At 62.8% G+C, this 24,630-nt stretch carries 25 protein-coding genes; 12 read left to right on the forward strand and 13 right to left on the reverse strand.

The genetic code is table 11. From position 1 onward, the window contains the following. Nucleotides 1-28 precede the first annotated feature (28 nt). The 3 genes from VT84_RS17925 to VT84_RS17935 all read right to left on the reverse strand — a co-directional run bounded on the left by VT84_RS17925 (nt 29) and on the right by VT84_RS17935 (nt 3,629). Complete coding sequence (locus VT84_RS17925; protein ID WP_052554124.1) at nt 29-679, reverse strand: hypothetical protein; 651 nt, start codon at nt 677-679, stop codon at nt 29-31. Nucleotides 680-908: 229 nt separating this feature from the next. Next, the gene (locus VT84_RS17930) at nt 909-2,129 is read right to left on the reverse strand and encodes a DUF790 family protein (RefSeq protein WP_052554126.1); all 1,221 of its coding nucleotides are present in this window, start codon (nt 2,127-2,129) and stop codon (nt 909-911) included. Between the two features lie 114 nt (nt 2,130-2,243). Next, nucleotides 2,244-3,629 (reverse strand): DEAD/DEAH box helicase family protein, encoded by a 1,386-nt coding sequence (locus tag VT84_RS17935; protein WP_082840476.1) that lies wholly within the window; start codon nt 3,627-3,629, stop codon nt 2,244-2,246. Nucleotides 3,630-3,753: 124 nt separating this feature from the next. Here VT84_RS17935 and VT84_RS17940 point away from each other — a divergent pair, with 124 nt between their 5' ends. Together VT84_RS17940 and VT84_RS17945 are read left to right on the forward strand one after the other, a co-directional pair. Then, nucleotides 3,754-5,874 (forward strand): sigma-70 family RNA polymerase sigma factor, encoded by a 2,121-nt coding sequence (locus VT84_RS17940; protein ID WP_082840477.1) that lies wholly within the window; start codon nt 3,754-3,756, stop codon nt 5,872-5,874. 65 nt (nt 5,875-5,939) lie between these two features. Further along, on the forward strand, nt 5,940-6,344 hold the full coding sequence (locus VT84_RS17945; protein WP_052554132.1) for a CBS domain-containing protein: 405 nt from the start codon (nt 5,940-5,942) through the stop codon (nt 6,342-6,344). A 35-nt stretch (nt 6,345-6,379) separates the two neighbouring features. Here VT84_RS17945 and VT84_RS38650 read toward each other — a convergent pair whose 3' ends face one another. After that, nucleotides 6,380-6,547 carry a hypothetical protein gene (locus VT84_RS38650; RefSeq protein WP_157469592.1) on the reverse strand — a complete coding sequence of 56 codons (168 nt, stop codon included), beginning with the start codon at nt 6,545-6,547 and terminating at the stop codon, nt 6,380-6,382. A 205-nt stretch (nt 6,548-6,752) separates the two neighbouring features. On the opposite strand from VT84_RS38650, the gene VT84_RS17950 reads away from it, so the two are divergent. Beyond that, a complete protein-coding gene (locus VT84_RS17950) occupies nt 6,753-8,336 on the forward strand; it encodes a serine/threonine-protein kinase (RefSeq protein WP_052554134.1) in 1,584 nt (527 codons plus the stop codon). Here the strand turns inward: VT84_RS17950 and VT84_RS17955 are convergent. Further along, nucleotides 8,318-10,654: a DUF6797 domain-containing protein gene (locus tag VT84_RS17955; protein ID WP_082840479.1), complete on the reverse strand. Its 2,337-nt coding sequence runs from the start codon at nt 10,652-10,654 to the stop codon at nt 8,318-8,320. The genes VT84_RS17950 and VT84_RS17955 overlap by 19 nt on opposite strands. Before the next feature lie 44 nt (nt 10,655-10,698). Next, nucleotides 10,699-11,769, reverse strand: a complete 1,071-nt coding sequence (locus VT84_RS17960; protein ID WP_082840480.1) for a hypothetical protein — start codon at nt 11,767-11,769, stop codon at nt 10,699-10,701. A 429-nt stretch (nt 11,770-12,198) separates the two neighbouring features. Here VT84_RS17960 and VT84_RS17965 point away from each other — a divergent pair, with 429 nt between their 5' ends. Together VT84_RS17965 and ispH are read left to right on the forward strand one after the other, a co-directional pair. Next, entirely contained in the window at nt 12,199-12,540 is a 342-nt protein-coding gene (locus tag VT84_RS17965) for a DUF6370 family protein (RefSeq protein ID WP_082840481.1), read from the forward strand. Nucleotides 12,541-12,857: 317 nt separating this feature from the next. Continuing rightward, a complete protein-coding gene (ispH, locus tag VT84_RS17970; RefSeq protein WP_052554141.1) occupies nt 12,858-13,793 on the forward strand; it encodes a 4-hydroxy-3-methylbut-2-enyl diphosphate reductase in 936 nt (311 codons plus the stop codon). 127 nt (nt 13,794-13,920) lie between these two features. On the opposite strand, the gene VT84_RS17975 is transcribed toward ispH, so the two are convergent. From VT84_RS17975 to VT84_RS17985, 3 genes are read right to left on the reverse strand one after another with little or no spacing between them, the layout of a single operon-like run. Beyond that, nucleotides 13,921-14,712 carry an IS3 family transposase gene (locus tag VT84_RS17975; RefSeq protein WP_255359554.1) on the reverse strand — a complete coding sequence of 264 codons (792 nt, stop codon included), beginning with the start codon at nt 14,710-14,712 and terminating at the stop codon, nt 13,921-13,923. Nucleotides 14,713-14,749: 37 nt separating this feature from the next. Next, nucleotides 14,750-15,304, reverse strand: a complete 555-nt coding sequence (locus tag VT84_RS17980) for a transposase (protein ID WP_082839376.1) — start codon at nt 15,302-15,304, stop codon at nt 14,750-14,752. 29 nt (nt 15,305-15,333) lie between these two features. Then, complete coding sequence (locus VT84_RS17985; RefSeq protein ID WP_052554143.1) at nt 15,334-15,855, reverse strand: helix-turn-helix domain-containing protein; 522 nt, start codon at nt 15,853-15,855, stop codon at nt 15,334-15,336. A 430-nt stretch (nt 15,856-16,285) separates the two neighbouring features. Here VT84_RS17985 and VT84_RS17990 point away from each other — a divergent pair, with 430 nt between their 5' ends. The 5 genes from VT84_RS17990 to VT84_RS18010 all read left to right on the forward strand — a co-directional run bounded on the left by VT84_RS17990 (nt 16,286) and on the right by VT84_RS18010 (nt 20,276). Continuing rightward, a complete protein-coding gene (locus VT84_RS17990; RefSeq protein ID WP_204249787.1) occupies nt 16,286-16,753 on the forward strand; it encodes a hypothetical protein in 468 nt (155 codons plus the stop codon). 66 nt (nt 16,754-16,819) lie between these two features. After that, nucleotides 16,820-17,302 carry a MarR family winged helix-turn-helix transcriptional regulator gene (locus VT84_RS17995; protein WP_052554145.1) on the forward strand — a complete coding sequence of 161 codons (483 nt, stop codon included), beginning with the start codon at nt 16,820-16,822 and terminating at the stop codon, nt 17,300-17,302. Between the two features lie 24 nt (nt 17,303-17,326). Beyond that, entirely contained in the window at nt 17,327-18,640 is a 1,314-nt protein-coding gene (locus VT84_RS18000) for an NAD(P)/FAD-dependent oxidoreductase (RefSeq protein ID WP_052554147.1), read from the forward strand. Between the two features lie 36 nt (nt 18,641-18,676). After that, nucleotides 18,677-20,092 carry a putative sulfate exporter family transporter gene (locus VT84_RS18005; RefSeq protein ID WP_052554149.1) on the forward strand — a complete coding sequence of 472 codons (1,416 nt, stop codon included), beginning with the start codon at nt 18,677-18,679 and terminating at the stop codon, nt 20,090-20,092. A 1-nt stretch (nt 20,093) separates the two neighbouring features. Continuing rightward, a complete protein-coding gene (locus tag VT84_RS18010; RefSeq protein WP_052554151.1) occupies nt 20,094-20,276 on the forward strand; it encodes a hypothetical protein in 183 nt (60 codons plus the stop codon). A gap of 15 nt (nt 20,277-20,291) precedes the next feature. On the opposite strand, the gene VT84_RS18015 is transcribed toward VT84_RS18010, so the two are convergent. Next, on the reverse strand, nt 20,292-20,678 hold the full coding sequence (locus VT84_RS18015; RefSeq protein ID WP_157469596.1) for a hypothetical protein: 387 nt from the start codon (nt 20,676-20,678) through the stop codon (nt 20,292-20,294). Nucleotides 20,679-20,796: 118 nt separating this feature from the next. On the opposite strand from VT84_RS18015, the gene VT84_RS18020 reads away from it, so the two are divergent. After that, nucleotides 20,797-21,171, forward strand: a complete 375-nt coding sequence (locus VT84_RS18020; RefSeq protein WP_052554155.1) for a winged helix-turn-helix domain-containing protein — start codon at nt 20,797-20,799, stop codon at nt 21,169-21,171. Nucleotides 21,172-21,215: 44 nt separating this feature from the next. Continuing rightward, entirely contained in the window at nt 21,216-22,196 is a 981-nt protein-coding gene (locus tag VT84_RS18025) for a DUF1559 domain-containing protein (protein ID WP_052554156.1), read from the forward strand. A 4-nt stretch (nt 22,197-22,200) separates the two neighbouring features. On the opposite strand, the gene VT84_RS41710 is transcribed toward VT84_RS18025, so the two are convergent. The 3 genes from VT84_RS41710 to VT84_RS18040 all read right to left on the reverse strand — a co-directional run bounded on the left by VT84_RS41710 (nt 22,201) and on the right by VT84_RS18040 (nt 24,561). Beyond that, nucleotides 22,201-22,524 carry a transposase gene (locus VT84_RS41710; RefSeq protein ID WP_157469598.1) on the reverse strand — a complete coding sequence of 108 codons (324 nt, stop codon included), beginning with the start codon at nt 22,522-22,524 and terminating at the stop codon, nt 22,201-22,203. Between the two features lie 564 nt (nt 22,525-23,088). After that, a complete protein-coding gene (locus tag VT84_RS18035) occupies nt 23,089-23,598 on the reverse strand; it encodes a GNAT family N-acetyltransferase (RefSeq protein WP_052554161.1) in 510 nt (169 codons plus the stop codon). A 45-nt stretch (nt 23,599-23,643) separates the two neighbouring features. Beyond that, complete coding sequence (locus VT84_RS18040) at nt 23,644-24,561, reverse strand: aldo/keto reductase (protein ID WP_052554163.1); 918 nt, start codon at nt 24,559-24,561, stop codon at nt 23,644-23,646. Nucleotides 24,562-24,630: the final 69 nt, after the last annotated feature.

Consider the following 24,630-nt stretch of genomic DNA (forward strand, 5'->3'; position numbering starts at 1 on the left):
ACACGTGCGAACGCCGCGAACTGGGCCGTTAGCGCAGTCCGTGGCTCTTGCGGTATCCCTTGCGGATCGATGCCGATTCCTTGTCCGGTGTTCCAGTTTGGATGTTCACGAGCTCGAGCGTGAGCATGTAGTCTTTTTGCGTGTTGTCGCTGGTGGAGCGGGTCGTCCCGGACGTGACGGTCGCAAACAGCAGGTAATCAAACGGAGCACCTGCCGATTCCATAACCGCGAGAAACTGGCGCTGTTTCGCAGGTAGGAACAGCTCATCCGGCCGGAGGCGAGCTTCACGCAGACCCGCTTCCGTAAACTTGCGGCTGACCTGCGAGAAGGTTTGCGATGTGCTGATGCGCGTGTCGATGGTTTCGATGATCTGTTCTTTGAAATCGCCGATTTCTTCGGACGACTTGTTTTCCAGGCCCACGAAGCAAATCCGCTTCGGTGTGGGTACCGGCGCAGAAACGGGCTGAAGCCCGGCGCCTTGGCGCGCGAGTAGTTTTCCGAGGGCTTCGTCGATGAGCGGTTTGTACGTTTCGGCCCCGGCCGCGGTGTTGCCGACGAGGTCTTTCTTGTTGTCCTTCATCACTTCGCCGACTTGCTGCCCGCGGCACCCCAACAGGGCGCTAGCAGAAAAGCCCGCAAGCGACGTTCCGGCCAATCCGAAAAAGCGACGACGGTCCATGACCTCTCCCCGGTCGTGTGCGGGCGCGGACCCACGATTTGTCTCGCGGGTCCGTGTCTCAAACGGTGAATTGGCGCGGCAATAGCAGAAGGGTTTTAATCGAGCAAGCCTGAACAAAAATTGGACAGGCACGAGAATGCGAGCAAATGGAAGTGCTCACCACGAAATTGGGTTACCATGCCTCGGAGCCTCGAGAGGCACACCTCAAGAAGATCACAATCAACTGCAACTACACACCCGAAACTAATCCCGCGATCCGTGCCACTTCTTCCGGAAGCGGGGTGCGCTTGTAGCGGTAGACACCATTACCGAGCGTCATTTCGGACTCTTCATCAGCGCGCATCTGTTCGGAGACGCACAGCACGAACTTGCCCGGCACGCCTTTCGCCAAGTTCTTGTAGTGTGTTTCGATATCACCCTTGCGCCAGAAACCGAATATCTCCACGAAGACTTCTTTCCCTGTCTTGACGTGCGTCAACTTAAAATCTGGCACCCAAGTACTCGTCGGCAACAGGATCGGGTGCGGATCAGTGTCCAGAATCCAGCCCTTCACTTTTGTCGCAAAGGTGTCGGCAAACATCTGGAGTTCGGGCGGTGTGTACACGCCGAAGTCTGCGGTGTGTGACTTCAGCCCGTCTAGGCCCGAGAGCTGGAACGTCTTCTCTTTGCGTTCCGCGCCCCAACGGATGTTCGCGCGCAGGTCGAATGCCTTGCAGTGCAAGAGCGTGGGCAGGAACATCGCGAGTTGCAGCCCGTACTTGTTCGTGGACGAGAACAGTGAGAGTGGGCCGTCGAGCGTGAGTTTGTAGCTGTTTCCCGGTGTTTCTTGAATGGTGCAAATGAGACGGTGGAACTTCACCGCGCGGAACAGTTGGCGAAAGCGCGCGGGTGTTTCGGCATAAACTCGCAATTCCATCAGCGTACAGCGGAGCAGAATCGACTGCGCGAGAGCAACGTTGTAGCGGTTGAGGAGTTGTTCCGCCGTGATGTCTTCAAAGGAAATGACGCGCTGTTCGTCCTTGAGGTCCGCGAACAGGCTCCGGTCGATGTCTTCCGGGGCGATCGTGAGCGACAGTTGTTCCGCGACTTCCTTCATGACCCCCGTGCGGTCGAACGGGCGCATTGAGTTCGCGGCTTCCGCGCGAGCGGTGGCGGCGGCTTTGAAGACGGCTTCGCGCAACTGGTCCGGCGGGTGGTCGGCCGAAACCTCGAACTCGCACCGGTCTTCGAGCAACTTCGCGAGTCCGGCTGGTAGCAACCCGCGCGGCCCTTCCGGGATCAGATCGGCAAACTCTTCTTCGACTTCCCCTCGAGTTCGACCCGGCGATCCGCGGTACGCGAACAGTAGTTGCTCTGCGAGCGCGAGAAGGCTCTCATCGTGGGGTTCGATGTACAGCGGGACGAGTCGGTTCTTCGCGTGTCGCACGCGAACCATCTTGCCTGTTAACATGAGTGGGAACAAAGCGAAGAGTTTTTGACAGGATTAACAGGATAGACAGGATTCAAGTCAGGTTCTTCTCTTGATCCTGTCTATCCTGTTAATCCTGTCAAAAACTCTTCTTGGTTATTGGAATGCGCGGTGTTGCCGGCGGCGGTCGCTCACGAACTCTTCCGCAGTGTTGCGCGCGATTACTTCGTACAGAATCGCTTGTTTGTCGCCGTATTTACGGAGGATGCGCCCGAGGCGCTGCACGTTTTCCGTCGCGCTCCCGGTCCCCGAAAGCACGATCCCCACGCCCGCGGCCGGCACGTCGACGCCCTCGTTGAGCACCTGGCACGTTACGACCGCGTTGAACGCTCCCGAGTGGAAGTTGCTGAGAATCGCCTTGCGTTCCTTCGGCTTGGTCTGGTTCGTCATCGCGGGGATGAGGTACCGGCGCGCGATCTCGTATACGGTGGCGTTGTCCGCGGTGAAGATCAGCACGCGGTCGTTCGCGTGGCGCACGAGGAGCTCTTCGAGGAGCTTGAACTTTCCGCTCGCGGCTTGAACGATGCGCTTCTGCTCGCGGTAGGCGCGGAGCGCCTTCCAGCCATCGGGCGTCTTGCTAGCTTCAAAGAGGAACCGCCGAAACCCGTCCGGTCCACTCATGCTGATACCGCGCTCGGCCGTGAAATTCTTGTACTCCTCGCGACAGTTGCGGTACGTCTCCTCTTCTTCCTGCGTGAGGTTGACGAAGACCTGTCGCGTCTCGTAGGGCGCGAGGAATTCGCCCGCCACGTCCGTGATGTCGAGCCGGTACGAAATGGGGCCGATCAGTTGGGGGAACATCTGCTCGCCGCCGTCCGCGCGTTCGGGGGTGGCCGTCAGGCCCAGGCGGAACGGGGCGAGGCTCGCGTTCGCGGCTTGGGAGTACGATTCGCCGGGCAAGTGGTGGCACTCGTCGAAGATGATGAGGCCGTACTTGTTCGACCACTTCTCCAGGTAGATGTGGGCCGAGTCGTAGGTAGTGACGGTGAGCGGCTGAAAGTTGTGCTCATTTCCGCCGACCATGCCGACCGTGACGCCGAAGGACTGTTCCAGTTCGCGCGCCCACTGTACCATCAGGTCGATCTTCGGTGTGACGACAATCGTGGGTCGACTCACTTTTTCGATGCACAGGAACGCCACGAACGTTTTCCCAGTCCCGGTCGGCATCACGACCACGCCGCGGCGTCCGCCCTTCATCCACCCGTTTAGGGCATTCAGTTGGTAGTCGCGCGGGGTACGTTCCGCGTTCAACTTCCAACCGGACGGTTCGTTCGACCACCCGCGTGCGGTGTCTTCGTAGGGGATCTTCTCGCGGATCAACTGTTCGACGATGGCCCGGTAGTGCCGCCCCTGAGCGCGGTGGGCAGTAGTGCGCGGGTCGAACACCACGCCGGGAAGCGTGTTGAAGACGAACCCGGGTGGGCCACCCGTCACCATTACGGTGCCGCGATCGTAACTCAGCGCAACCGGTGTATCGCTCATACCCCGGATTATGACGCGGTTCGCTGCGGTTGCCTAGCGCAGCCGGTTATCATCGAACGACTTCCCGAAAAAATTGCGCGACGCGCGCGGCCTGCGCGGGGAGTAAAGGGCGGAAGGTGACCCGATGAACGCGACCCGACCGGCAGAAATCCTGCGGCAACTGGAGCAATCCGGTGCGACCGATGTCGAACTGCTTGCCCGCTTTGCTTCCACCAAGGACGCGGTCGCGTTCGAGACTCTGGTGCGGCGACACGGGGCACTAGTGCTGGGCGTATGCCGGCGCGTGACTCGGAACCCGCACGACGCCGAAGACGCTTTTCAGGCGACGTTTCTGGTGCTCGCGCAGAAGGCCGGTGCGCTCCGGAACGCCGCACTTCTCGGAAACTGGTTGTACGGCGTCGCGTTCCGGATCGCGTATCGGGCGCGACGAGCGACGGGTCGGCGCCGAGCGCGGGAGGTCACGATGGCGAACCTACCCGAGTACCCCGTATCCGACTCCGTCAGCGTGATGCCGGAGTTGGTCCCGATTCTGGACGAGGAACTCGCCGCGCTCGCGGAGTGCTATCGCGAGGCGATCGTCTTGTGTGACCTGCGCGGCGCTTCCCGCGAAGAGGCAGCTGCGGCTTTGGGTGTTCCCGAAGGCACGCTTTCGAGTCGGCTGGCCAATGGGCGCAAGAAGCTCGCGGTGCGTCTTGCGAAACGCGGAATCGCTCTGCCGTTCGTGCTTTTACCCACGACTGTCTCCGAACTTCAGGCCGCAACGATGCTTCCGAACGAGTTACTCACGAAAACCTGTGGGCTGATTGCGGATTATTCGGCTAGCGGTGCCGTTCCAAGTCCGCTTGTCAAGCTTACTCAAGGGGGATTCACCGTGCGCAAGACGCTTATGTTCGGGTTAGCGCTTACAGTTGCGGTGACGGGAGCCGTATTTGCGGCAGCCCCGCGTGAAAATACGCTACTACCTGATCCGCCGAAGGTGCCGGCAGTTGTGGAGATACCAACGGAGCAACCAAAACCCAAAGAAGAAGTGAAGACAGTTGAGAAGGCAACCGCATACGCTGCCGCACCGAAGCTTCGGCACTCTTTTGACTTGTCCGTGGGTTGGGGACCGACCGTGGTTTGGAACGCAACTGGCACGCACCTCGCGGTCGCTGGGTTGGAACACGGTGGAGCTTGGGGCGGTCCGGGGAACCGTCCGGTTGTTTGGTTGTTTGGCACCACAGGCGATTCTAAACCAATTGCCGGTCATCCTGATGCTGGGGCGCACCTCGTTGCTGTTGCACCGGATGGCAAAGGTATCATTACCGACCTTCGGGAGTACAAGCTGATTAGTGGCCACCACCACTTGGCCTACTGGTCCGAAAGCAACAACCAACCGCCCGGCGGGGGCGGTGAGGGACCAGGGCCAGCCTCATTGGTGAAACCAACGCTGGTCATTTCCAAGGCGGTCAAACTCGATTCCACCGAAACACACGGTTACACGTTTGCAGCCGAAGGAAAGACATTTCGCACGGTGGCGTGGGAAGACACGGCGATCAGTGGCCCAGAGACACTCGAAGTTCTGGAGGTGGACGCGGCGAACGGAAAGACCATCAAACCATTGATGAAAGTCAAATATGGCGAATCAACCTTATCACCAGACGGGAAGCGACTTGCCGTTCTTGATAAAGAGATGACGAAAGTGACTGTTTACGACGTGGACCGTGGAGAGAAGTTGTCGGAATCCACATTGCCGACCGATTCAACCGTTGAACTCCCTGATGGCAAAACGGTAGACATCCCGAGCCATTCCGAGCCACAGCTTCTCAAATTCTCTCCAGACGGGCGCCGGCTCGTTGTTTCTCGTGGAATCGGGCATAGCCGAGTTCTAAACACCGATACGGGGGCCGCGCTTCCGCGGTTGGAGGGAACCTCGCTTGCAGAAGTGCATTTTGATTCGCACGCTTTCAGCGGTGACGGTCGATTACTCGCAGCCGTGCGCCGAGTTTACAAGATTAGCGTGAAAAACCCTGGCCCGAAGGCCGGTCGCGGAGCTGTGGAACCGACGTCATTGTCGGGAAATGATTGGATTCTGACGGTTTGGGACACGCAAACCGGGAAAGTGCTGAAGTCCTGGAAGAGCAGTAGCGGAGTGCGATGGGCGTTTTGCCCGACAAACCCGCTCCTTGCGGTTTTGGAAGAGAATGGGGTGGGCAACACCCGCGTCGGGTTCTGGGATTTTGCCGCGGAGGTGGAGAAGAAGTAGCTCCGTGCTTGACACCTTCGGCTCCGGGTGCGACGGTAAGAGCACTTCGCACTTGGAGCTTCATCATGTCGGCGCTGACTCTTCACGCAAACACTGCTGGCGATCTGATGAGCGCGGCGCCGGTTTCGCTGGTCGATACTGCGACCGTTGCGGAAGCGTCCGCGTTCCTCACCGAGCGCGGGTTCGGTGCTGCGGTGGTAATCAATCCCGGAGGGCACCCCGTCGGCGTCGTCACAAAGACGGACATCTTGCACCACGCCCGTCACGCGGGTGGTACTAGCCCGAACGACACCACTCCGGTAACGAGCGTCATGACACCGGCTGTGTACACGATCCGCGTTGAATCACCGGCGCGGTCGGTGGTGGAGCAGTTGCTCGAACTCGGTATCCACCACCTGTTTGTGGTGGACCCGAGTGGCATCGTCGTGGGGGTGATTAGCCCCGTGGACGTGCTAAAGAAACTGCGGTGAGATTGCGCAAGTTCTGAGTGTTTAACCTGTTCGGATTACTTCGGGATGTAGGAGAGCAGGTAGGAAAGTAGCGCACAGCAAATCACACCCAAAAACATGATGAGCCACGCCTGAAACACCCACGCATACACGCGGCGGTACGGCGGAGCCGGTTCAGACGCGGTAATAGGGGTGGGCACTTGTGGTTTTGCGGTCTGGGACATTGTTCTCTCCTCACTTCGGCTGACCGTTCATCATCGACTTTTTAACGCGGGGCTTCCAGTCGGTGTTGGTCCGTAACGTGAAGTTCGGACTCAGGGGTCCGATTTGTCGCTCCAGATCGATTGTCCGCGCGCTATAATTAGTTCAATTGGACACGTCGGCATTCGCGCCGGCCCTCGATTCGATCACGGCACCGCCCGAATCGGAATGCACTTGGACTCGGCCGAAGACCTGATGCAAGCTCTGCGGGTCAGCGGGCTGTTCACTCCCGAACAGCTCCGGGCGGTGACGCGCGTCCTGAACTCGTTCGGGGCGGACCTACAGGGCGGGATGCGGTACATCGTTCACCGCGAACTCGTTACCCGGTATCAGCTCGGCAAAATCTTCCGCGGAAAGGTCGCGGACCTCATCGTCGGCCCCTACGTCGTGCTCGACAAAATCGGCGAGGGCGGCATGGGGAAGGTGTTCCGCGCCCGCCACGTTCAACTGGACCGCACGGTCGCGCTAAAGGTGATTCGCCCGGGGCTTGTGACGAACCCCACGGTGCGCGGGCGGTACGCGCGCGAGGTGCAGGCCACGGGGAAACTCAACCACCCCAACGTCGTGCGCGTGGACGACGCGGGCGAAATCGACGGCAAATTCTACCTCGCAATGGAGTTCGTGGACGGGATCGACCTGTCCCGGATGATACGCGACTACCGGTCACTCGAAGTCATAGAGGTGTGCGAGTACGCGCGTCAGGCCGCGCTGGGGCTACAGAACGCCCACGAACACGGCTTGGTTCACCGCGACGTGAAGCCGAGCAACATCGTGGTGGCCGGTGAGCGGCATTTGCCGCAAGCGACCGAGCCCGCGGTGGTGAAGGTGCTCGATCTCGGACTGGCCCGCGCGATCGATCCGGACGATATGGTTTCGCCCGACCTCACGCGCGATCACACGGTGGTCGGTACCCCCGACTACATGGCCCCCGAACAGGCCCGCAACTCCAAACTTGTGGACGCGCGGGCGGATCTGTACTCGCTCGGATGTACGGTCTACTTCCTGCTCACCGGTAACCCGCCGTTTCCGAACGGTGGGCCGATCGAGAAACTGATCCAACACCAAACCAATCACCCACCGGCACTCCAGTCCGTTCGGCCCGACGTTCCGGCTGGGGTCGCCGAACTGATTGCCAAACTGATGGCGAAGAAGCCGGGGGACCGGTTCGCGACTGCGGGCGAGTTCGCCGCCGCGATCGAGCCGTTCACCATCTACCCGGTCGGTGCGCCCGCGGTACCGGTGATCGCCGTTTCGGACGGCTCCACGAACAGCGCCCTTTCTGAAGACACGCACCCCCCGCGGAGCACGCTCGCGCCGGCGAGTGGTTCGTCGATCGGTACGAAACCACTACTCGACATTCCGCCCGAGCCGGCGCCGGTCCCGCAACAGATTGCGCCGTCGGACAAGACACCGCGCCCGTCCGCTCTGGAGGAACCGCTGGCGGTAATCGAACCGTCTCCCGTGCGTGCCGTAACCAACCGCCCGTCGGCGATCCGGCGAAGCGCAGCGAAAGCCCCGCCCGCGCCCGTTGAAGCACCGATGTCGCGAGCACTCAAGTGGGTTCTGATCGGCGTTGCGGTTCTGGTTCTGGTTGTTCTGGCGATTTGGGCCGCGACACTCGGTCCGGCCCCGGAACCGAATAGTCAAAGTGACGTCGAGCCGGGCACTACGCAGAAACTGGCGAACCGCGACTCCCGTCTGTCTCACGGAAGCCGCGGTGTGGCGTTCATCGGTCACTTTCCGGTGCTGTGAATCGTGAGGAACACCGACCCCGTTACCGGTTTGCCGTCGGCGGATTTGACGTTGTAGCCCACCTGCATCTGCATTACCGGTTTGAGTGCGTCGAAGGTGAGTTCCAGGGTGCGGCCGTCGGCCAGCAACTTGGCGCTGCGAACCGGCACTTCATCTTGCCCTTCCGCACTCGGATTGGACACTTTCCACCGCTTCGAGCCGTACTCGCCGCTCCACCGGTAGTTCCACCACGCACAGCGGTAGTTGTCACTGGCGGTAATGGCCTTCGTGTCGAGCGGGCGGCTGAACGTGAGACGGATCGTGTTCCCGCGCACTTCTATTGCGGTCGGGATGTCGAGCGCTTTGCCGGTGTACCGCACGCGCTGGAGGCACCCGTCCGCTTGGGCCGCGGTTTGCCAGCCGTTCAGCCCGCACGCATAGAGGTTCCCGTCCGGGCCGAAGCGCCCGCGACAAACACCCGAGAGGAACTGCACGCCCAGCGCCGCGGCCCCGCCCTGAACGCCCCCGTCGGGCAAATCCTGACGGAGCAGGACAAAGGGCCGACAGCGCCCGTAGGAGAAGTGAATCGGCAGTCCCGCGAGCGGGCCGAAGGTATCTTTGGGCACCCACGTTTGACCGCCCGCGGAGTTATCGAATTCGCGCGGCAGCCAGCACAGTGGCGGGTCGTAGGTCGTTGGCGGAGTGGCCCGGTGGTGGGCACGCATGTCGCCGTAGAAACCGCCCTGTTTGTACTGGTCGATGCGAGTGGCCGGCATCCAGTTGCCTTCCTGGTCCGCACCGGTCAGCAGGCCGGTCGGTGACATGCCCATCCCGATCGGGTGCCGGAACCCGGTAGAGAACACTTCGGACTTCCGGCCGTCCTTGCTCACTTTCATCAGGCAACCGCCCGTCGGGGTGTCCGTGTCGCCGGTCTTGAAGAAGTAGAAGTTCCCCTGCGGGTCGGTTTCGAGACAGGTGTCATAGGAGTGCTCGCCACCGCTACAGTGCCAGTCGTTGTTCACGCACTCGTAGAAGTCCACTTCACCGTCGTTGTTCAGGTCGTGCAACCGCGTGAGTTGTCCGCGCTCGACCACGATCACCTTGCCGTCCACGACTTTGAGCCCGAGCGAGTGGTAGAGGCCGGTCGCGTACCGCTGCCAGGAGCAGGTGCCGGCTTTTTCGTCCACGGTGATGAGCCACACGTCCCCGTGGCAGGTACACATTGCGACACGGCCGTCCGGCAGGAAATCGAGTCCCGTGCAGAAGAACAGCGCGTTGAACCGGTTCTTGTACGGCACCGTGAGCGTGTCCACCGCGAACGGCCCGCTCTCGTCGCCGCGATCGAGTTTCGTGACGATCGGTGCCCCCCAGCGCTTCGATCCGGCTTTTGTCAGCGCGCTCAGGTCTGCCGTTTCGGGCGCTTTCGCAAGCGCTGCGACGAGTTTGTCGACGTCTTTTGCCGCGACGTCGGCCACGCCGACCGTGAATCGCACGGGCTTTTCGCTGGCCGCGACCACGACGCTAGTCGTTAATCCAATATTGAGGGCGATTCCGCCCGTGTGACGCACCCACGCGAGTCGCACTCGCGCGCCAGTACCCGAGATAACGACGGATAGCCCCTTTACTTCGAGCGAGGTCGAATTCCCGCCCACGAGGTCGCAAAGGAACCGTTTCGCTTCCGTCACGCCTGGGCCGACTTCGAGGGCAGAAGCCACGAACTGGTAGTCACTCGCAGTCACCGATTCCGCGCTCTCAAGAACCGCACGCGGTCCGACCGTGTACGCGAGCGCGACGCGGTCGTCGTGAAGATACAACCCGCGGTACTGTGCCCACTCGTGCGCGATCGGCGCGGTGAATCGCGGGACGCGGGCGTCCCATTTCCCCTGTGGGTCGGCCCAACCCGGCGCCGAGGTCGACGCGGAGATCACTGGTCCTTTGGGGGTGGGGGTGTTTAGCAACCCGAACCGCCGGTCACTGTGATTGAGGTACCCACCAGTCCACGTGGCGTTCATTCGGAGCGTGCTGCGATCGAAGACCGCGGCCGCGTCGCTCTTGCCACCAAGTTTTACCACGGTCGCCTTGTAGACGATTTCGTGGCGCTTGTCGAACGGGTAGCGCATCGTGCAGTTCAGGAACGGCCCGGTGTTCATCTCGCGGAACCGCGGATCGATCCAATCCTTATCGGTCATCTTCTCCCAGGGGGCCGCCCCGGTCGCGGGGCGAGGTGTCCAGTCCGCGAGATCGAAGGTGGCCGCGGGTGGGGCCGGTCGCGGGGGCGGGGCCGTCGGTACATCGGCAACTGGCGCAGCGAGCAGAAAAGCAACGAGCGAAGAAACCATCCGACACCACGTGGAAGAGGGAATTTGATGACGGTCGGCGGGAACTACGGCATTTTAGGAAGGCGCGCGAGGACGGCCTTCGCATCGGGAGCGATCTCGGCACCGAACTCGCCGTCGGCGAAGCGCGCGAGAAGTTCGCGGGCTTTTTCTGTGTTGGCCCGTTCCAGCACGCGAACGGCGCGCATCAACCGGCCCGCTTGACCCACCGGTCCGCCCCCATTTTCTCCGTTAAGTTTGCGCAGAATCAACCGGGTGCGGTACCGCACTTCGTCGTTGGGCGCGCTGTTTTCGAGTGCGCGGACCGCTTCGGCCGCGGGCGCGCCGAGCTTCACCAACTCGTCGGTCGCGGCATCGCGCACGTCGAACGATTCTGCGTCCAGTTCCTCGATCAACTTGCGGATGCGCGTTCGTTCGTTCTTGTCGATCGATAGCTTCCCGAGCTGCGTTTCGATGAACGCGACGTGGTCCGGGGCGGCCGCGAGCAACGCGCGCTGGGCGACCGCAGCTTTTGCGCGGTCCGTGCCCATCAGGTTTTCCCAGTGGGCGTCGCGCTCCTGGCGCGCCATGATTTTTGCGGGCTTCGTTCGACCGAGCGCGGCATCGGTAATCTTGTCCAGATCCTCGATGGTCCGTCCGAGGAGCATGTGATCGAATAGTGCGGCGGTGCCATCGAGCGGGGAGAGCGCGAACCCCGTGATGGTGGTCGCGCCGAGTTCTTTGAAGAGGTCGCGAGTGTGGACCTCCCACTCTTTCGCCGGTGTTGTGGCGACTTGTACCGAGGGTGACCAACCGTAAATGTTGCCCCCCGCATGGAACCGGCTCCCCCACCCCTTGACCGGGTCGTGGAGTTGAATCATCAACCCGTTGCCGTCGATCTTCTTCCACGCGAACCGCATGTAGCGGAACTCGCCGGCTTTTTTCGGAGTTTCAACGATCTTGAAGTTCCAGCCGGGGATGTGCGATCGGTACTTCTGCATCGGCGTGACGCGGACTGCTTCGACGCCCGCGAACACGTCGCGGTCTTCGCGCGTGGCGGTGCCGGCTTCCCCTCCGCCGTCATTAATGAGCACGGGAAGTAGCGGGTCAATACCCTCGTCGAGCAGCTCAACGACCACCCCGTCTGCTTTTGGCGCCTTATAGTTCGCGTCGCTGGTTGGATCCCCCCCCCTTGCCCTGGGAAAGGAGGTGGAATTAGCACTTCGAGTTGGACGACATCGTCACCCAGCACGATCGGAATCTCACCGTTACCAACCGCGGGGACCGCGGCTCCGAGGGCCAACACGAGGACGCACGCGAGACGGTGCATGAAATCCCTCCGCCGGATTTGGGTTGTGCCGATTATCCGTGAATAAGACGAGGCGGGGGAGGGGAATTCGCGATCTCCGTAATAACACGTTACATTTGGGTACTCGGGTACCGGACGATTTTGGTCGCTTCTTGCACGTGCGCGGACCGATAGGTATATTTGTCTCCGACCGGTGGGGTTGTGGCGCTCGCGTCGGGTGTCAGCGCTACCGGAATGACCGAACACAAGGGTTCCTCTCATGCTGCGCGCCGCGTTAGCACTCACGCTCGGGTTCGCCGTTGTTGTTGGGTTCGGCGGGAACGGCTTCACCGCCAAGGCCGATGACAAGAAGGACGTCAAGAAGCTCGAAGGCAAGCTCACCTGCACCAAGTGCGCCCTGAGCGAAACCGACAAGTGCGGTCACGCTCTGATCGTGAAGGAAGGCGGCAAGGACGTGAAGTACTACCTGGACGACAAGGGCGGCGCCGAGAAGTACCACGGCAAGTGCTGCAAGGCCGACGTGGACGCGACCGTGACCGGCAAGGTCATCGAAAAGGACAAGAAGAAGCACATCGAAGCGCCGAAGGTCGAACTCAAGTAAATCGGGTGACCGGAACCCTCGCCCGCAGCGCCACCCAAAATGGGTGGCGTTCAGCGTTTATTGGGGACCAAAGGCAACCTACCCCCCGCCCCCCTCCCTGAAGGGAAGGGGAGCAGACACGTGAAACTGTTGTGTTTGAGGCTGCATCCGCGTCCGTGTTTTTATCTCCCCTTCCCTTCAGGGAGGGGGGCGGGGGGTAGGTTGCCTTTGATCACTCCGCCCTTTACCAGAGGAGGGGGGGAGGTTCTTCGATTCGGGTTGGTCTTCGACTTGTGTTGCGGTTGGCGTAGCATAACAGCGCTCACAGGAGGTTCCGCATGAAGATCATTCTCGCCAACCCGCGCGGGTTCTGCGCTGGCGTGAACATGGCAATCGACGCACTGGAAACGGCGCTGCGGCACTACGGCAGCCCGTTGTACGTCTACCACGAGATCGTTCACAACCGGCCCATCGTCGAGAAGTTCCAGAAGCTCGGGGTCGTGTTCGTGGACGACATCGCCGAAGTACCCACGGGCGGCACGGTGCTCTACAGCGCGCACGGCATCTCCCCGGTCATCCGCAAGCACTCCGAAGAGCGAAACCTGCGGGCCATTGACGCGACGTGCCCGCTCGTAACCAAAGTTCACAAGGAAGCGATCAAGTTCGCCCGCGAAGGGTACACGATCGTCCTCATCGGCCACGAAGGGCACGATGAGGTGATCGGCACGATGGGCGAAGCCCCAGAGAACATGGTCCTCGTGGAAGACGCGGCCGACGTGGAGGCGCTGACACTTTCGGTCGATGCGAAACTCGCGTTCCTCACCCAGACCACCCTGAGCGTGGACGAAGCGAAGGTCGTTATCGACGCCTTGAAGCAGAAGTACCCGCAAATCGTGGGGCCGAACAAGGATGACATCTGCTACGCGACGCAAAACCGCCAGGACGCGGTGAAGAAACTCGTGGGTGAAGCCGACGCGGTGTTGGTTCTGGGGAGCCAGAACAGCTCGAACAGCCAGCGCCTAGCAGAACTCGCACGCACCAACGGCAAACCCGCGTACCTCATCGACCGCGTGTCGGAACTGAAGGACGAATGGTTCCGGTCTACCGATACCGTCCTCGTGACAGCGGGGGCCAGTGCGCCCGAGGAGCACGTCCAGGACTGCATCAACTATCTCTGTGCGAAGTTCAGCGCAACCGTGGAACCGCGTGTCGTCCGTGAAGAAGACGTGAGTTTCCCGCTCCCGCGCGAACTGCGTGTCCTCACGAGCGCGTGATGATGTGCGGACGCGGCTGATTGCGGCTCGGAGGGCGAGCGATGACGGAAGCGGAATGGTTTGCGGCGACCGACCCCACGCCAATGTTGGAATTCATCTGGAGTTGCCCACGAATAGTGGACAGCTTTTAGCGGTGGGGTTGGTTATGCGTCCGCTCGTACTCGTCCGGGGCCACGTACCCCAGAGCCGAGTGTCGGCGGACACGGTTGTAGAACACCTCGATGTACTCGAAGATGCTCGACCTCGCTTGGTCGCGGGTGGCGTAGTCCTCGTCGTGAACCAACTCCTTCTTCAGGCTGGCGAAGAACGACTCCATCGGCGCGTCGTCCCCGCAGTCCCCGCGCCGGCTCATGCGGCACGCGATCCGCTCCTCACGTAACCGACGTTGGTAGTGCTCGCTCGCGTACTGGCTCCCGCGATCCGAGTGCGCGACCAGGCCCGAAGGCGAAGCCCCCTTGAGAGAGAGGCGGCGGGCCAGCGCCATCCCCAGCGCGTCCACCAGTCGGCTGGTCATCGCGTCGTCCATCGACCCGCCCGCGACCATGCGGCCGAACAGATCCTCGACGACCGCCAGGTACAGCCACCCCTCGCGCGTCGGGACGTAGGTGATGTCGGCACACCAGCGCTCGTTCGGCTCCTCCGGGTCGAATGCCCGATCCAACACGTTCTCGGCCACCGGCCGCGCGTGGTTGGAATCGGTCGTCTGGCGGAACTTCCGCTTGGTCTTTGCGGCGATCCCGGCCTCGCGCGTGACCCGGGCCACGAGGTTCACGCAGCACTCGTGCCCCCGGCTCACCAACTCGGCGTGGATGCGCGGGCTCCCGTAACGCCCCTTCACCTCGGCGTGGATCGTCGTGATCTCCCCTCGGCCCACTCCTCGCGCCGGACATCGGCGGCGCTGGGCTCGCGCGACCGCCACGCGTAGTAGCCCGAGCGCGACACGGCCTAGTGCAGGATCATGGCTGAGGTTTTGGCAATGTGGGGTGGAGCGTGCAGCCGTAGTAGTCGCACGCTCGTTGCCGTACCTCAGCGGCGGTAAGTTTCCGGTCGGGCTCGACGATGGCCCGCTTGCCGTGGACCCACTTGGGTTCGATCGGATTGAGCCACGGGGCCTTCACGGGAAGTCCGCACACCCGGATCCGGCACCCGGTCTTCGCTCGCCGGACCCGCCGGTTGTGGGCCTCGATCCACCGCCGCACGCGCCGGCTCACGTGCCACGCGGCGTTGTCCCACACCAGGGCCAACACCGCCTTCCCCTCGGTCGCCAGCACCTCGCACACCCACCCCAGGAACGCCTCGGTGGTGGCACTTACCGGGCGCCCGTCGCAGAACCGCAGCATCATCCCGCCCGTGTCGGCCCGCAGCACCCCATAGCACGCCACCGGCTCGGGCCCGCCGCCCTTCGGATCCCGGGCGTTGCCCCCGAGCCGGAGCGGGCCGGAGGTCGTCCAGGCGAACAGATCGGGCTGGGCCAGTCGCGTCCACCAGCACTCGTCTTGAAAGCCCAGCACCCAGTCCGAATGCTTCGCCGCCTCAGCGATCAGCCGGTCCCGACGCCTTTTTTCTTGACGTATTCGGGGTCCGGGCTGGTGATCCAGTGCTTGGCCCGCTTCCACCCGACCCCGAGACGCTTCAACGCCTGTCGGATCGGCTCGACCGACAGCACCCGGGGCGTCCATCCCTTCTGGTGGCACACCTCGGCCACCAACGCCAGGGTCCACAGGCTCGTCGGCTTGCCGAATTCTCGGGGCCGGCGGTGGAGTAGATCCTTGAGGTCCTCGTCCCGCCCCCGGTCCCATACCCGGCCGGGATCCTTGCGGGCATGCGACTTGGCGCCCAAGCATCCCAGGCCGTCGGTCTCGAACGCCCGGACGGCGTTGCGGACCGCTTGGGCGGTACACCCGACCACCCGCCCGACTTCGGCCGGCCCCATCCGCCCGGCACTCGCCAACAGGATCTGCGACCGGCGGACGGTGAACGCATCGGCCGACTTACGGCCTCGCTCCAACGCCCGCCGCTCGGCGGCCGTGAGCGTGCGGACGAATTTACGGGGCTTGTTCATCCCGACAACATACGACCCCGACCGGATTCGCAAACGGTCAGCAATTAGGCTGCACTAGTGCAGCTTCAGGCGGATAGTTGTGCGATTGGTTCCAAGTGTTCACACCCGTAGTAGTCGTATACGCGGGTCTGGATCTCATTGGCGGCGAGCGGTCGCTCCGGTTCGACGATGGCCTTCTTGCCGTGCGCCCACTTGGGCTCGATGGGGTTGAGCCAGGGCTCTTCACCGGCAGGAAGCACGCCACGATCTGAACCCCGCCCTCCGCACGAGCCGCCCGGTTGTGGGCCTTGATCCACGCCCGCACGCGATTACTGACGTGCCACGCCGCGTTGTCCCACACCAACAGCAACGCCTTCTTCCCTTCCGACTTCAGCCGATCGCAGACCCACGCCAAGTAGTCCTCGGTCCACCACTTACCGATCCGGCGGGCGTGTTCGCCGCGATGGTTCGGGTGTGCAAACCGGGTGGCCGTGTCACCGTTGCGGACGTGTTCACGAACACCTCGGAACAAGCCGCGGCCTACGACCAACTGGAACAGTGGCGCGACCCGTCCCACACGCACGCTCTGCAACTGAGCGAACTGGAACCCCTATTCGCCGGACTCAAGGATATTCGCCGAGAGTTCTACAAGTACCCGGTCCGGGTCGATGATCTGCTCTCCCGGTCGTTCCCCGATCGGGGCGGAGCCGATGCGTTCCGCGCCGCGACTGCCGCGGACATCGGCGTGGACAAACTGGGAGTCGGGGCGTCGCGACAAGCCGGCGGGCTTCACTTCGCGTTCCCGGTCGTAATCATTTCCGGTCGAAGAGAGGGACCGAGTGCCGCTGCGATGCGCGACCGGATCGCGCTTCGCACCTTTACACCTCATCACGAAATCACTTTTTCATCCACGCGGTGATAGATAGATGCGGTCGACGGGAATAGTTGTTTGGACAACTTTCGTCCAAACCGGTATTGTGACCGCATGGCTACTCGCACCGTTCCGCCCCAGCGCCGATTCGATTCCCCCGAGCAGGAGGCGTTCCTCGGCTTGTGGCGGACGTTCGACCGCTTGCGTGCGATGGAAGAGGAACTGTTCGCCCGGTACGACCTGACGTCCCAGCAGTACAACGCGCTGCGGTTGCTCCGATCTGTTAGCCCGGACACGCTCCGCACGCTGGACCTGAGCACCCGGCTCGTGTCCCGCGCGCCCGACACCACCCGCTTGCTCGACAAACTGGCCGAGCGCCAACTGATCGAGCGCCACCGTCCGGCCACGAACCGACGCGAGGTCCGCGTCGGGATCACCGCGGCCGGGATCGCCCTTCTCGATGAGCTCCAGGAGCCGCTGCGGGAGTGCCACACTCGGCAACTCGGCCACCTGACCCGCACGCAGCTCCACGACTTGACCGACCTACTCCGCACCGCTCGGCTGCCCCACGAGGACGCCGACAGCAGTTGGCGGTAACCCAATTACTCTTCGGAGTCCGACATGAGTACCGATAACGCCTTGGACGTCATTGTGATCGGTGGCGGACCGGCCGGCAGCACGGTTTCGACTTTGCTCGCCCAGCGGGGTGCCAAAGTCCGGCTGTACGAGCGCGACACGTTCCCGCGCTTCCACATCGGCGAGTCGCTGATCCCCGAGACGTACTGGGTGTTCAAGCGGCTCAATATGCTGCCCAAGATGAAGGCCAGCGCGTTCGTCAAGAAGTACAGCGTGCAGTTCGTGAACGCTCAGGGGAAGCTGTCGGCCCCGTTCTACTTCGACGAGAACAAGCCGGGCGAGCGGTCGCAGACGTGGCAGGTGATCCGCAGCGAATTCGACACCATGATGCTCGACAACGCGCGCCAGCACGGGGTCGACGTGCGTCAGCCGGCGCGCGTGCTGGAAGTGCTGTTCGAGGGCGACCGCGCGGTCGGGGTGAAGGTTCAAAAGGAGGGCGGCGGATCGGAAGAGGTCCGGGCGAAGGTGGTGGTGGACGCCAGCGGGCAGAGCACGATGCTCCAAAACAAGTTCAAGCTCCGGCTGTGGGATCCGATACTCAACAAGGGAGCCATCTGGACTTACTGGGAGGGCGCGTACCGCGACGCCGGCAAGGACGAGGGCGCGACGGTCGTGATCCAGACGCCCAACAAACAGGGGTGGTGGTGGTACATCCCCCAGCACGACAACACGGTGAGCATCGGCGTGGTAGCTCCGTTCGACTACCTGTTCAAGGGGCGCGGGGGCCACGAGCAGGTGTTCAACGAGGAGAAGGATGCCTGCCCGGAAGTCATCAAGCGGCTTTCCACGGGCCAGCGCCGCGGCGGGTACTACGCGACGAAAGATTACTCCTATCGGTCGTCGAAAGTGGCCGGCGACGGGTGGGTGCTGATCGGAGATGCGTTCGGGTTCCTCGATCCGTTGTACTCCTCCGGGGTGCTCCTGGCGCTGAAGTCGGGGGAACTGGCCGCGGATGCGATTGCTGACGGACTGGCCGCGGGTGATACCTCGGCGACTCAGTTGGGGCGCTGGGGGGAGACGTTCAACAAGGGCGTGGACCGGATGCGCCGGCTCGTATGTGAGTATTACGACGGGTTCAGCTTCGGGCGGTTCGTGAAGACGTACCCGCACCTGAAGGGGAAGGTGACCGACCTGCTCATCGGCGACCTGTTCGATGACCACGTGGACGAAGTGTGGGGGCCGCTGGAGTCGCTCTACCCGCCGGATAAGACCGCCATCCCGACGTGGAAGGACGGTACCCCGCCCGACGACATTAATAAGGTGAATGAACTGTACCTGCCCGAAGACCCGATGCGTTAAGACTCGACGCGGTCCCTCTCCCCAAGGCGCCGACTCATGAAATCGTGGTTCCGTTCGGAAGATGTTCTCGCTGTTCTGATCGGCGTGTTTCTTATCGGCCTTAGTCTGGCCACGCTCACCGGGGCGAACCTGCTCGGCTGGTCGGTGGCCGTGAAGGAGTGGGCCGACCCCGCGAAGGCACTTGCCCCGTCGTCCCCCGCCTTTGCGGGGCTGACCGGGATCGGCGCCTTTGCGGTCACTTTTGTGTTTTTGCTCTGCGTGTTGTCCGCGGGCGCGGTATTTCTGCGCACCAGCCCGGCGCGCTTCGCCGTCCGATTTGCTGTGCTGTTCCTGCTCGCGTTTCTCTGCTGGGTGGCCGGGCACAACGCCTACATCGCGGCCAACCCGAACAAGCTCCCGGCGGGCGTCAGTTGGGCGATGGGGCTGACCGGAGAGGCCGGGTACCTGCTCGCGCTGATCGGCGGGTTGCTCATCGGGAACCTCTTCCCACGTGGGGGCGCTTGGTTCAAGGAGGCGGCCCGCTCGGAGCTGTTTATCAAGGTCGGCATCGTGATCTACGGTGCGGTTCTCGGAGCGAAAGCGGCCGAAGAATCGGGCCGGGCGACCGCGATCCTGTTCCGTGGGCTGGCGGCCATCATTGAGGCGTACCTCATCTACTGGGCGCTGGTGTACCTGATCGCGCGGAAGGTGTTCGGGTTCAGCCGCGAGTGGGCCGCACCTCTCGCTTCGGGCATCTCGATTTGCGGTGTCACCGCGGCCATCACTACGGGGGCCGCGATCCGCGCCCGGCCTGTGGTACCAGTCATGGTATCGTCGCTGGTGGTCGTGTTCGCGGTCTTCGAGATGCTGGTCCTCCCGAAACTCGCACACGTGATTCTGCCCGATGAGCCAATGGTCGCCGCCGGGTGGATGGGGCTGGCCGTGAAAACGGACGGGGCCGCGTTCTCCAGTGGGGAAATCACGGCCGGGTTCTATTACCCCGACGAAAAAGACCCGGCCCGGAAGTGGATGGCACTGACGACCACAACGGTGAAAGTGTTCATCGACGTGTTCATCGGGATCTGGGCACTGGTTCTGTCCGTGATCTGGTCGTGGAAGATCGACAAGCGCCCGGGCGGGGGACTTCCGCTCCGCGAGATCTGGGAGCGGTTCCCCAAGTTCGTGTTCGGCTACGCGGTGACGTTCGGCGCGTTCTTCGCCATCGGCGTGTCGGACCCCGGCGTGATCGGCGATCTGAAGCGCGGCACCGATCAGGCCGACGTATTTCGCCGGCTGTTCTTCGTGCTTACGTTCTTCAGCATCGGGCTGGCGACGAACGTGCGCCGACTCTGGGCCGAGGGGTTGGGGCGCCTCGCGCTGGTGTACGTAGTGAGCCTGTTCGGGTTCGTGATCTGGATCGGTCTGGCGATCTCGTGGCTGTTCTTTCACGGGGTACCGGCGGGAGGAAAGTGAAATGGAAAAGCCGAACGTCCCCCCGACCGACGCGGAGATGGCCCGCGAACTGTCCCGGGTCGAAGCCGAACCGCTGTTGCCCGCTGAAAAGTGGCTGATCGGCGGGAGCCTGGCCCTCGGTGCGGTTCTGCTCGGGCTGTTGCTGTGGGTGAGCCGAACGTATTTCCCCGTCGGCTCGAATTGAGAACCGGTCCGCGGATCAGGGCTTCTCGGCGGCGATCTGCTTCGCCTCGTCGACCTCGATCCGCGGCACCCCGTCCACTTCTTTCACGGTCCCTTTGGCGGTAATCGTTTTGTCTTTGAAGTGATCGGCGGGGTCTGTGATACCCGCCTCTTTTAAGCTCTCCGCTCCCTTTCTGGTGATGACAACCGCGAAGTTCTTCTCGTCCTTGAAGTCGTCTTCGGCGTCGAGGTAGATCTCGCCGCGCTTTTCGAGCCGGTCCTTGGCCGTCTTCACCTTCATTTTGACGGTGATTTCCCTCCCCACTTGTTTGCGCGCTTCGACCGGGCTGAGCGGTTTCGGTTCGTCTGCGGCGAACGCACCAAGAGAAACAAGCGCAACTACTAACAGACTTCGCACCATCATGTGACACCTCTACGTTTGGTTACCGGCACCGCAACGAGATTACCAACGGCGCCCATGGCGCTGCTCCGCATGTACGATGACAAGCGGGATAATCGTCACGAATTTCCGAGGGTTGAGCATGCCCGCTGGCAAATCTCGTTGGGGCTTAAAGACCCGCATTTGGGTCGAGCGCGACGGCCGAAAAGTTCTAGGGCCGGGGCGCGTCGAACTCCTCGAACACATCACCCGCGAACAGAGCATCTCGGCCGCCGCCAAGAAGATGCAGATGTCCTACCGCCGGGCCTGGACACTCGTTCAAGACATGAACGAAGCCGCGGGCGTTGCACTCGTCGAGTCCAGTACCGGTGGTGCGGGGGGCGGCGGGGCAACGGTGACCCCGCACGGCCACGAAGCGATCCGCTTGTACCGATCGCTGGAAGCCCGGTTCGCTCAAACGGTCGCGAGTGCTCCGCTCTCGCCCGATCCCCTGGCCGTTTCCGCGAACCCGGGGTAATGTAGGATCGTTGTTCCCGTTCGGATATAGCGCCCGAGGAGCCGATGCGCCGCGCATTCACACTGATCGAACTTTTGGTGGTTATCGCGATCATTGCGATCCTCATCGGGTTACTGCTCCCAGCGGTCCAAAAAGTTCGAGAAGCCGCGGCACGCATGAAGTGCCAGAACAACTTGAAGCAGCTCGGGCTCGCGGCCCACAACTACCACGGGGCCAACGAGAAGTTCCCGCCCGGTGTGACCCAGCTTTCCTTCGCTTCCGCTCCGAAGTTCCGCGGCGTGACGCTGTTCGTGTACCTCGCCCCGTACATGGAAAAGGACAACTTGACCAAAGACTGGAACCTGACCGACCCGCTCGTGAACACAACGCTCCCGGCACCGGGACCGACGGCCAAGACCGCGACGCTCGTGCCGATCCTGCTCTGCCCCTCGGACGCGATCAACGGGCCGAACCCGGTCGATTCCGGGAGCAACCGGTGGTACGCGCTGACGAGCTACGGCGGCAACGGCGGGGGCCGGAGCTACGACCCGGCCGCGGCCACAAACGACGGCATGTTCGGCGTGATCGGCCCGGGGTCGCAGACCGCGCCGACCGGCCAACCGGTGCGGATCGGGGACGTAATGGACGGTTTGTCGAACACCGCCCTGTTCGGCGAGCGGAGCCACACCGACCCGAACAACGATAAGGCCGCGGCGGTGGTCGTGCCGCCGAGCGGTCAGTTCGTGAACCCGATGGGGAGCGTCGGTTGGTGGGCGAACTCGGGCGGGCGGCTCGCGGCCGGGGACGTGACGATGAGTGCGTTCGCGCCGCTCAACTACCGCGTGCCCGCGAACCCGCCGACCGACTACGCGAGCTTCGTCCCCCTCTACGAACTTCGAGTTAACTCGTTCGGGAGCCAGCACACCGGCGGGGCGAACTTCGCCCTCGGCGACGGGGCCGTGCGATTCGTCCGGGACTCTCTGTCGCAACCGATGCTCAAGTTGTTCTGCGTCCGAAACGATGGGCAAGTTGTGAGCCTTGACTAGTGGTTCATTGCACCTGAGTTGTTGGGTAGAGTTTCTTGAGCTTCACTCGCGCATCGGCGGTCGTGAATTGCCAACCGGCTTTCACCGCCGCCGTGTTGCGGCGCGACTCCCAGGCGGCGACCTCGCGTTTCAGTGCCTCGGTATCTGGTACCCGACGATCGAGGCACTGAAACGCGAGTGCACTTAGCTCAATTTCGGCCATGTTCAACCACGATCCGTGCTTGGGCGTGTAGTGCCACTCGATCCGCGCCGCCAGCTGTCGCGCCTCGGCGGGAGCGAACGCCTCGTACAGGACCCCGGGCGTGTGCGTGTTCCGGTCGTCCAGCACCCCGCATCCGGTCCGCGTTGGGGTACATGTCGTCGCACAGGGCCTTCATCTGGCGGGCGAAGTCCACCTTCGTTCGCCGCTCGGTGACCGTCACGTGCCACCGCCCGGCGTGCGGACCCACGACCGCGAACAGGTTGGCCGTCCCGTTGCGCTCGTACTCGTAATCGACCCGCGCCGGCCGCCCCGGCGCGACCGGTTCCGGCTCCCGGATGTCCCCGACCAATTGTTTGCCGCCTCACCCACGCACATCGTTGGGCACTCGGGATCGTGCGCTCGGTGGTACACCTCGATCACGTCTTCCATCACCGCGACGAACGCCCCGCTTTGCCCGGGTGGGACCACCCACTGTTGCTTGAGCCACGGCTTGAGGTCATTTTTCCTATGCCGGCAATCCTGACTGGCGGGCCCTGTTTTCCAGGCGTTTAAGGTAGTTGGCGGGATCGCGTCGGAACCGCCGCTGTTGGATTCGGGCCGCCTCGCGGAACCCGAACTGCCCTTGTAACTCCCGCCACGCGAGCACGGTTGCCGGGACCAACTCCTCGGCCGTCGCTAGTGAATACGCAATCAGCGCACGGAAACGGGCAGCGTCAACTGTGTGTAGGTCACATCGAGCCAGCGGTCGAACTTGCGGCCCACTTCGCGGAAGGTGCCGATCGGCTCGAACCCGACCGCGTACTGGAGCGCGAGGCTCGCCTGTTGATCGCTGCTCGTTCCGCCGATGATGGTGTGCAGCCCCGCCTGCTTCGCGCGCTCGATGATGTCGAGCAGCAGTGCCCGACCCAGCCCGCGCCGGTGGTGTTCGTGGTGGATGTACACCGACGCTTCCGCGGCCCAGGCGTACCCGCACCGTGACTTCCACGGTGATAGCGCGGCCCAGCCGATTAACTGCCCGTCCACCTCTGCGACCGTGGCCGGGTATTTTTCGGACCGCTCGCGCATCCACGCGGCCCGTTCCTCGGCCGTTTCGAGCTCGATCTGGTACGTGCAAGTGGAGTGCGTGACGTAGTAGTTGTAAATGGCGCGGATCGGTTCCGCGTCGGCCGTGGTCGCCAGTCGGATCGTGAACTCGGGCATCGGGCTACCTCGTCCAATATTGAGCAGAGCTGTGATGTGATCAGTTTATTCCGGGAACCCGTGCTGGCGGCGGTGGTACGGGCCGTCGTAGGCTTGGGTGGACTTCGACCACTCGAACCGGCCGTCGCTGGCGACGGTCTTCACGCGGGCGAGGAGTGCTTCGGTTTCGGCCTTTCCCATCGGTTTGAAGGCGCGCGCAATGGCCACGTCTTGCATGAGCACCTTCATGGAATCGATGCCCACCACCAGCGACGCGATGTCCTGCGAGAGCGCGAACCGGAGGCACTCGTCCACGGTCGCGACGCCCCCCGCGACGATGCGCCCGCCGTCCACCATGTTGCCGCCGCCCAAGCTCTTCATCCCGATCGCGGCGACGTTCTTCTTCTTCAGTTCCGGGATCACCTCGTGGATGCTGCTGCGGTAGAAGTAGTCGCACACGTTGACCGGGAGCTGGCACGTGTCCCAGTTGGTGTGTTTGCCGAGCATGTTCAGGAAGATGTGCGGTGACTTGTGCCCGGTGAACCCGATGAACCGCACCTTGCCGGCTTTCTGGGCTTCGAGGGCCGCCGCGAGCGCGCCGCGCTCGATGACCCATTCGGGGTCGTTGTCGTAGTTGATCTCGTGGAACTGCCAGAGGTCGATCACGTCGGTTTGCAGGCGCCGGAGGCTGTCTTCGAGGTGCTGGCGGCTGGTGTCCGCGTCGCGCCCGCAGTTCTTGGTCATGAGGAAGACTTTTTGGCGCCGACCACCGGTCGCGAGCGCCTTGCCCATGATCTCTTCGCTGCGGCCCTCGTGATAGTCCCACGCATTGTCGAAGAACGTGACGCCCTCATCGACGGCGGCGTGCATGATGCGCTCGGCTTCGGCGTCGCCGATGGCCGGCTGCCCGATGTGCCACCCGCCGAGGCAGATACTGGAGACGTTCGCGCCGGTCTTACCGAGTGGTCGTGTGGGGATGGACATGAGAGAGGCTCCGGGAGCGGTGGGAGTGCGAAATCCGTTCCCGGCACAATACCGCGCCCGCGCCTCGGG

The organism is Gemmata sp. SH-PL17, from assembly GCF_001610855.1.
Lineage (GTDB): Bacteria > Planctomycetota > Planctomycetia > Gemmatales > Gemmataceae > Gemmata > Gemmata massiliana.

What these genes read in the sequence shown, in the direction of transcription:
- VT84_RS17950 (WP_052554134.1), top strand. Translation starts at nt 6,753, where the DNA reads ATGCACTTGGACTCGGCCGAAGACCTGATGCAAGCTCTGCGGGTCAGC.
- VT84_RS17985 (WP_052554143.1), bottom strand. Translation starts at nt 15,855, where the DNA reads ATGAACAAGCCCCGTAAATTCGTCCGCACGCTCACGGCCGCCGAGCGG.
- VT84_RS18005 (WP_052554149.1), top strand. Translation starts at nt 18,677, where the DNA reads ATGAAATCGTGGTTCCGTTCGGAAGATGTTCTCGCTGTTCTGATCGGC.
- VT84_RS18010 (WP_052554151.1), top strand. Translation starts at nt 20,094, where the DNA reads ATGGAAAAGCCGAACGTCCCCCCGACCGACGCGGAGATGGCCCGCGAA.
- ispH (WP_052554141.1), top strand. Translation starts at nt 12,858, where the DNA reads ATGAAGATCATTCTCGCCAACCCGCGCGGGTTCTGCGCTGGCGTGAAC.
- VT84_RS17925 (WP_052554124.1), bottom strand. Translation starts at nt 679, where the DNA reads ATGGACCGTCGTCGCTTTTTCGGATTGGCCGGAACGTCGCTTGCGGGC.
- VT84_RS17945 (WP_052554132.1), top strand. Translation starts at nt 5,940, where the DNA reads ATGTCGGCGCTGACTCTTCACGCAAACACTGCTGGCGATCTGATGAGC.
- VT84_RS18025 (WP_052554156.1), top strand. Translation starts at nt 21,216, where the DNA reads ATGCGCCGCGCATTCACACTGATCGAACTTTTGGTGGTTATCGCGATC.
- VT84_RS18000 (WP_052554147.1), top strand. Translation starts at nt 17,327, where the DNA reads ATGAGTACCGATAACGCCTTGGACGTCATTGTGATCGGTGGCGGACCG.
- VT84_RS18015 (WP_157469596.1), bottom strand. Translation starts at nt 20,678, where the DNA reads ATGATGGTGCGAAGTCTGTTAGTAGTTGCGCTTGTTTCTCTTGGTGCG.
- VT84_RS18020 (WP_052554155.1), top strand. Translation starts at nt 20,797, where the DNA reads ATGCCCGCTGGCAAATCTCGTTGGGGCTTAAAGACCCGCATTTGGGTC.
- VT84_RS17955 (WP_082840479.1), bottom strand. Translation starts at nt 10,654, where the DNA reads ATGGTTTCTTCGCTCGTTGCTTTTCTGCTCGCTGCGCCAGTTGCCGAT.
- VT84_RS38650 (WP_157469592.1), bottom strand. Translation starts at nt 6,547, where the DNA reads ATGTCCCAGACCGCAAAACCACAAGTGCCCACCCCTATTACCGCGTCT.
- VT84_RS18040 (WP_052554163.1), bottom strand. Translation starts at nt 24,561, where the DNA reads ATGTCCATCCCCACACGACCACTCGGTAAGACCGGCGCGAACGTCTCC.
- VT84_RS17930 (WP_052554126.1), bottom strand. Translation starts at nt 2,129, where the DNA reads ATGTTAACAGGCAAGATGGTTCGCGTGCGACACGCGAAGAACCGACTC.
- VT84_RS17995 (WP_052554145.1), top strand. Translation starts at nt 16,820, where the DNA reads ATGGCTACTCGCACCGTTCCGCCCCAGCGCCGATTCGATTCCCCCGAG.
- VT84_RS18035 (WP_052554161.1), bottom strand. Translation starts at nt 23,598, where the DNA reads ATGCCCGAGTTCACGATCCGACTGGCGACCACGGCCGACGCGGAACCG.
- VT84_RS17940 (WP_082840477.1), top strand. Translation starts at nt 3,754, where the DNA reads ATGAACGCGACCCGACCGGCAGAAATCCTGCGGCAACTGGAGCAATCC.
- VT84_RS17965 (WP_082840481.1), top strand. Translation starts at nt 12,199, where the DNA reads ATGCTGCGCGCCGCGTTAGCACTCACGCTCGGGTTCGCCGTTGTTGTT.
- VT84_RS17935 (WP_082840476.1), bottom strand. Translation starts at nt 3,629, where the DNA reads ATGAGCGATACACCGGTTGCGCTGAGTTACGATCGCGGCACCGTAATG.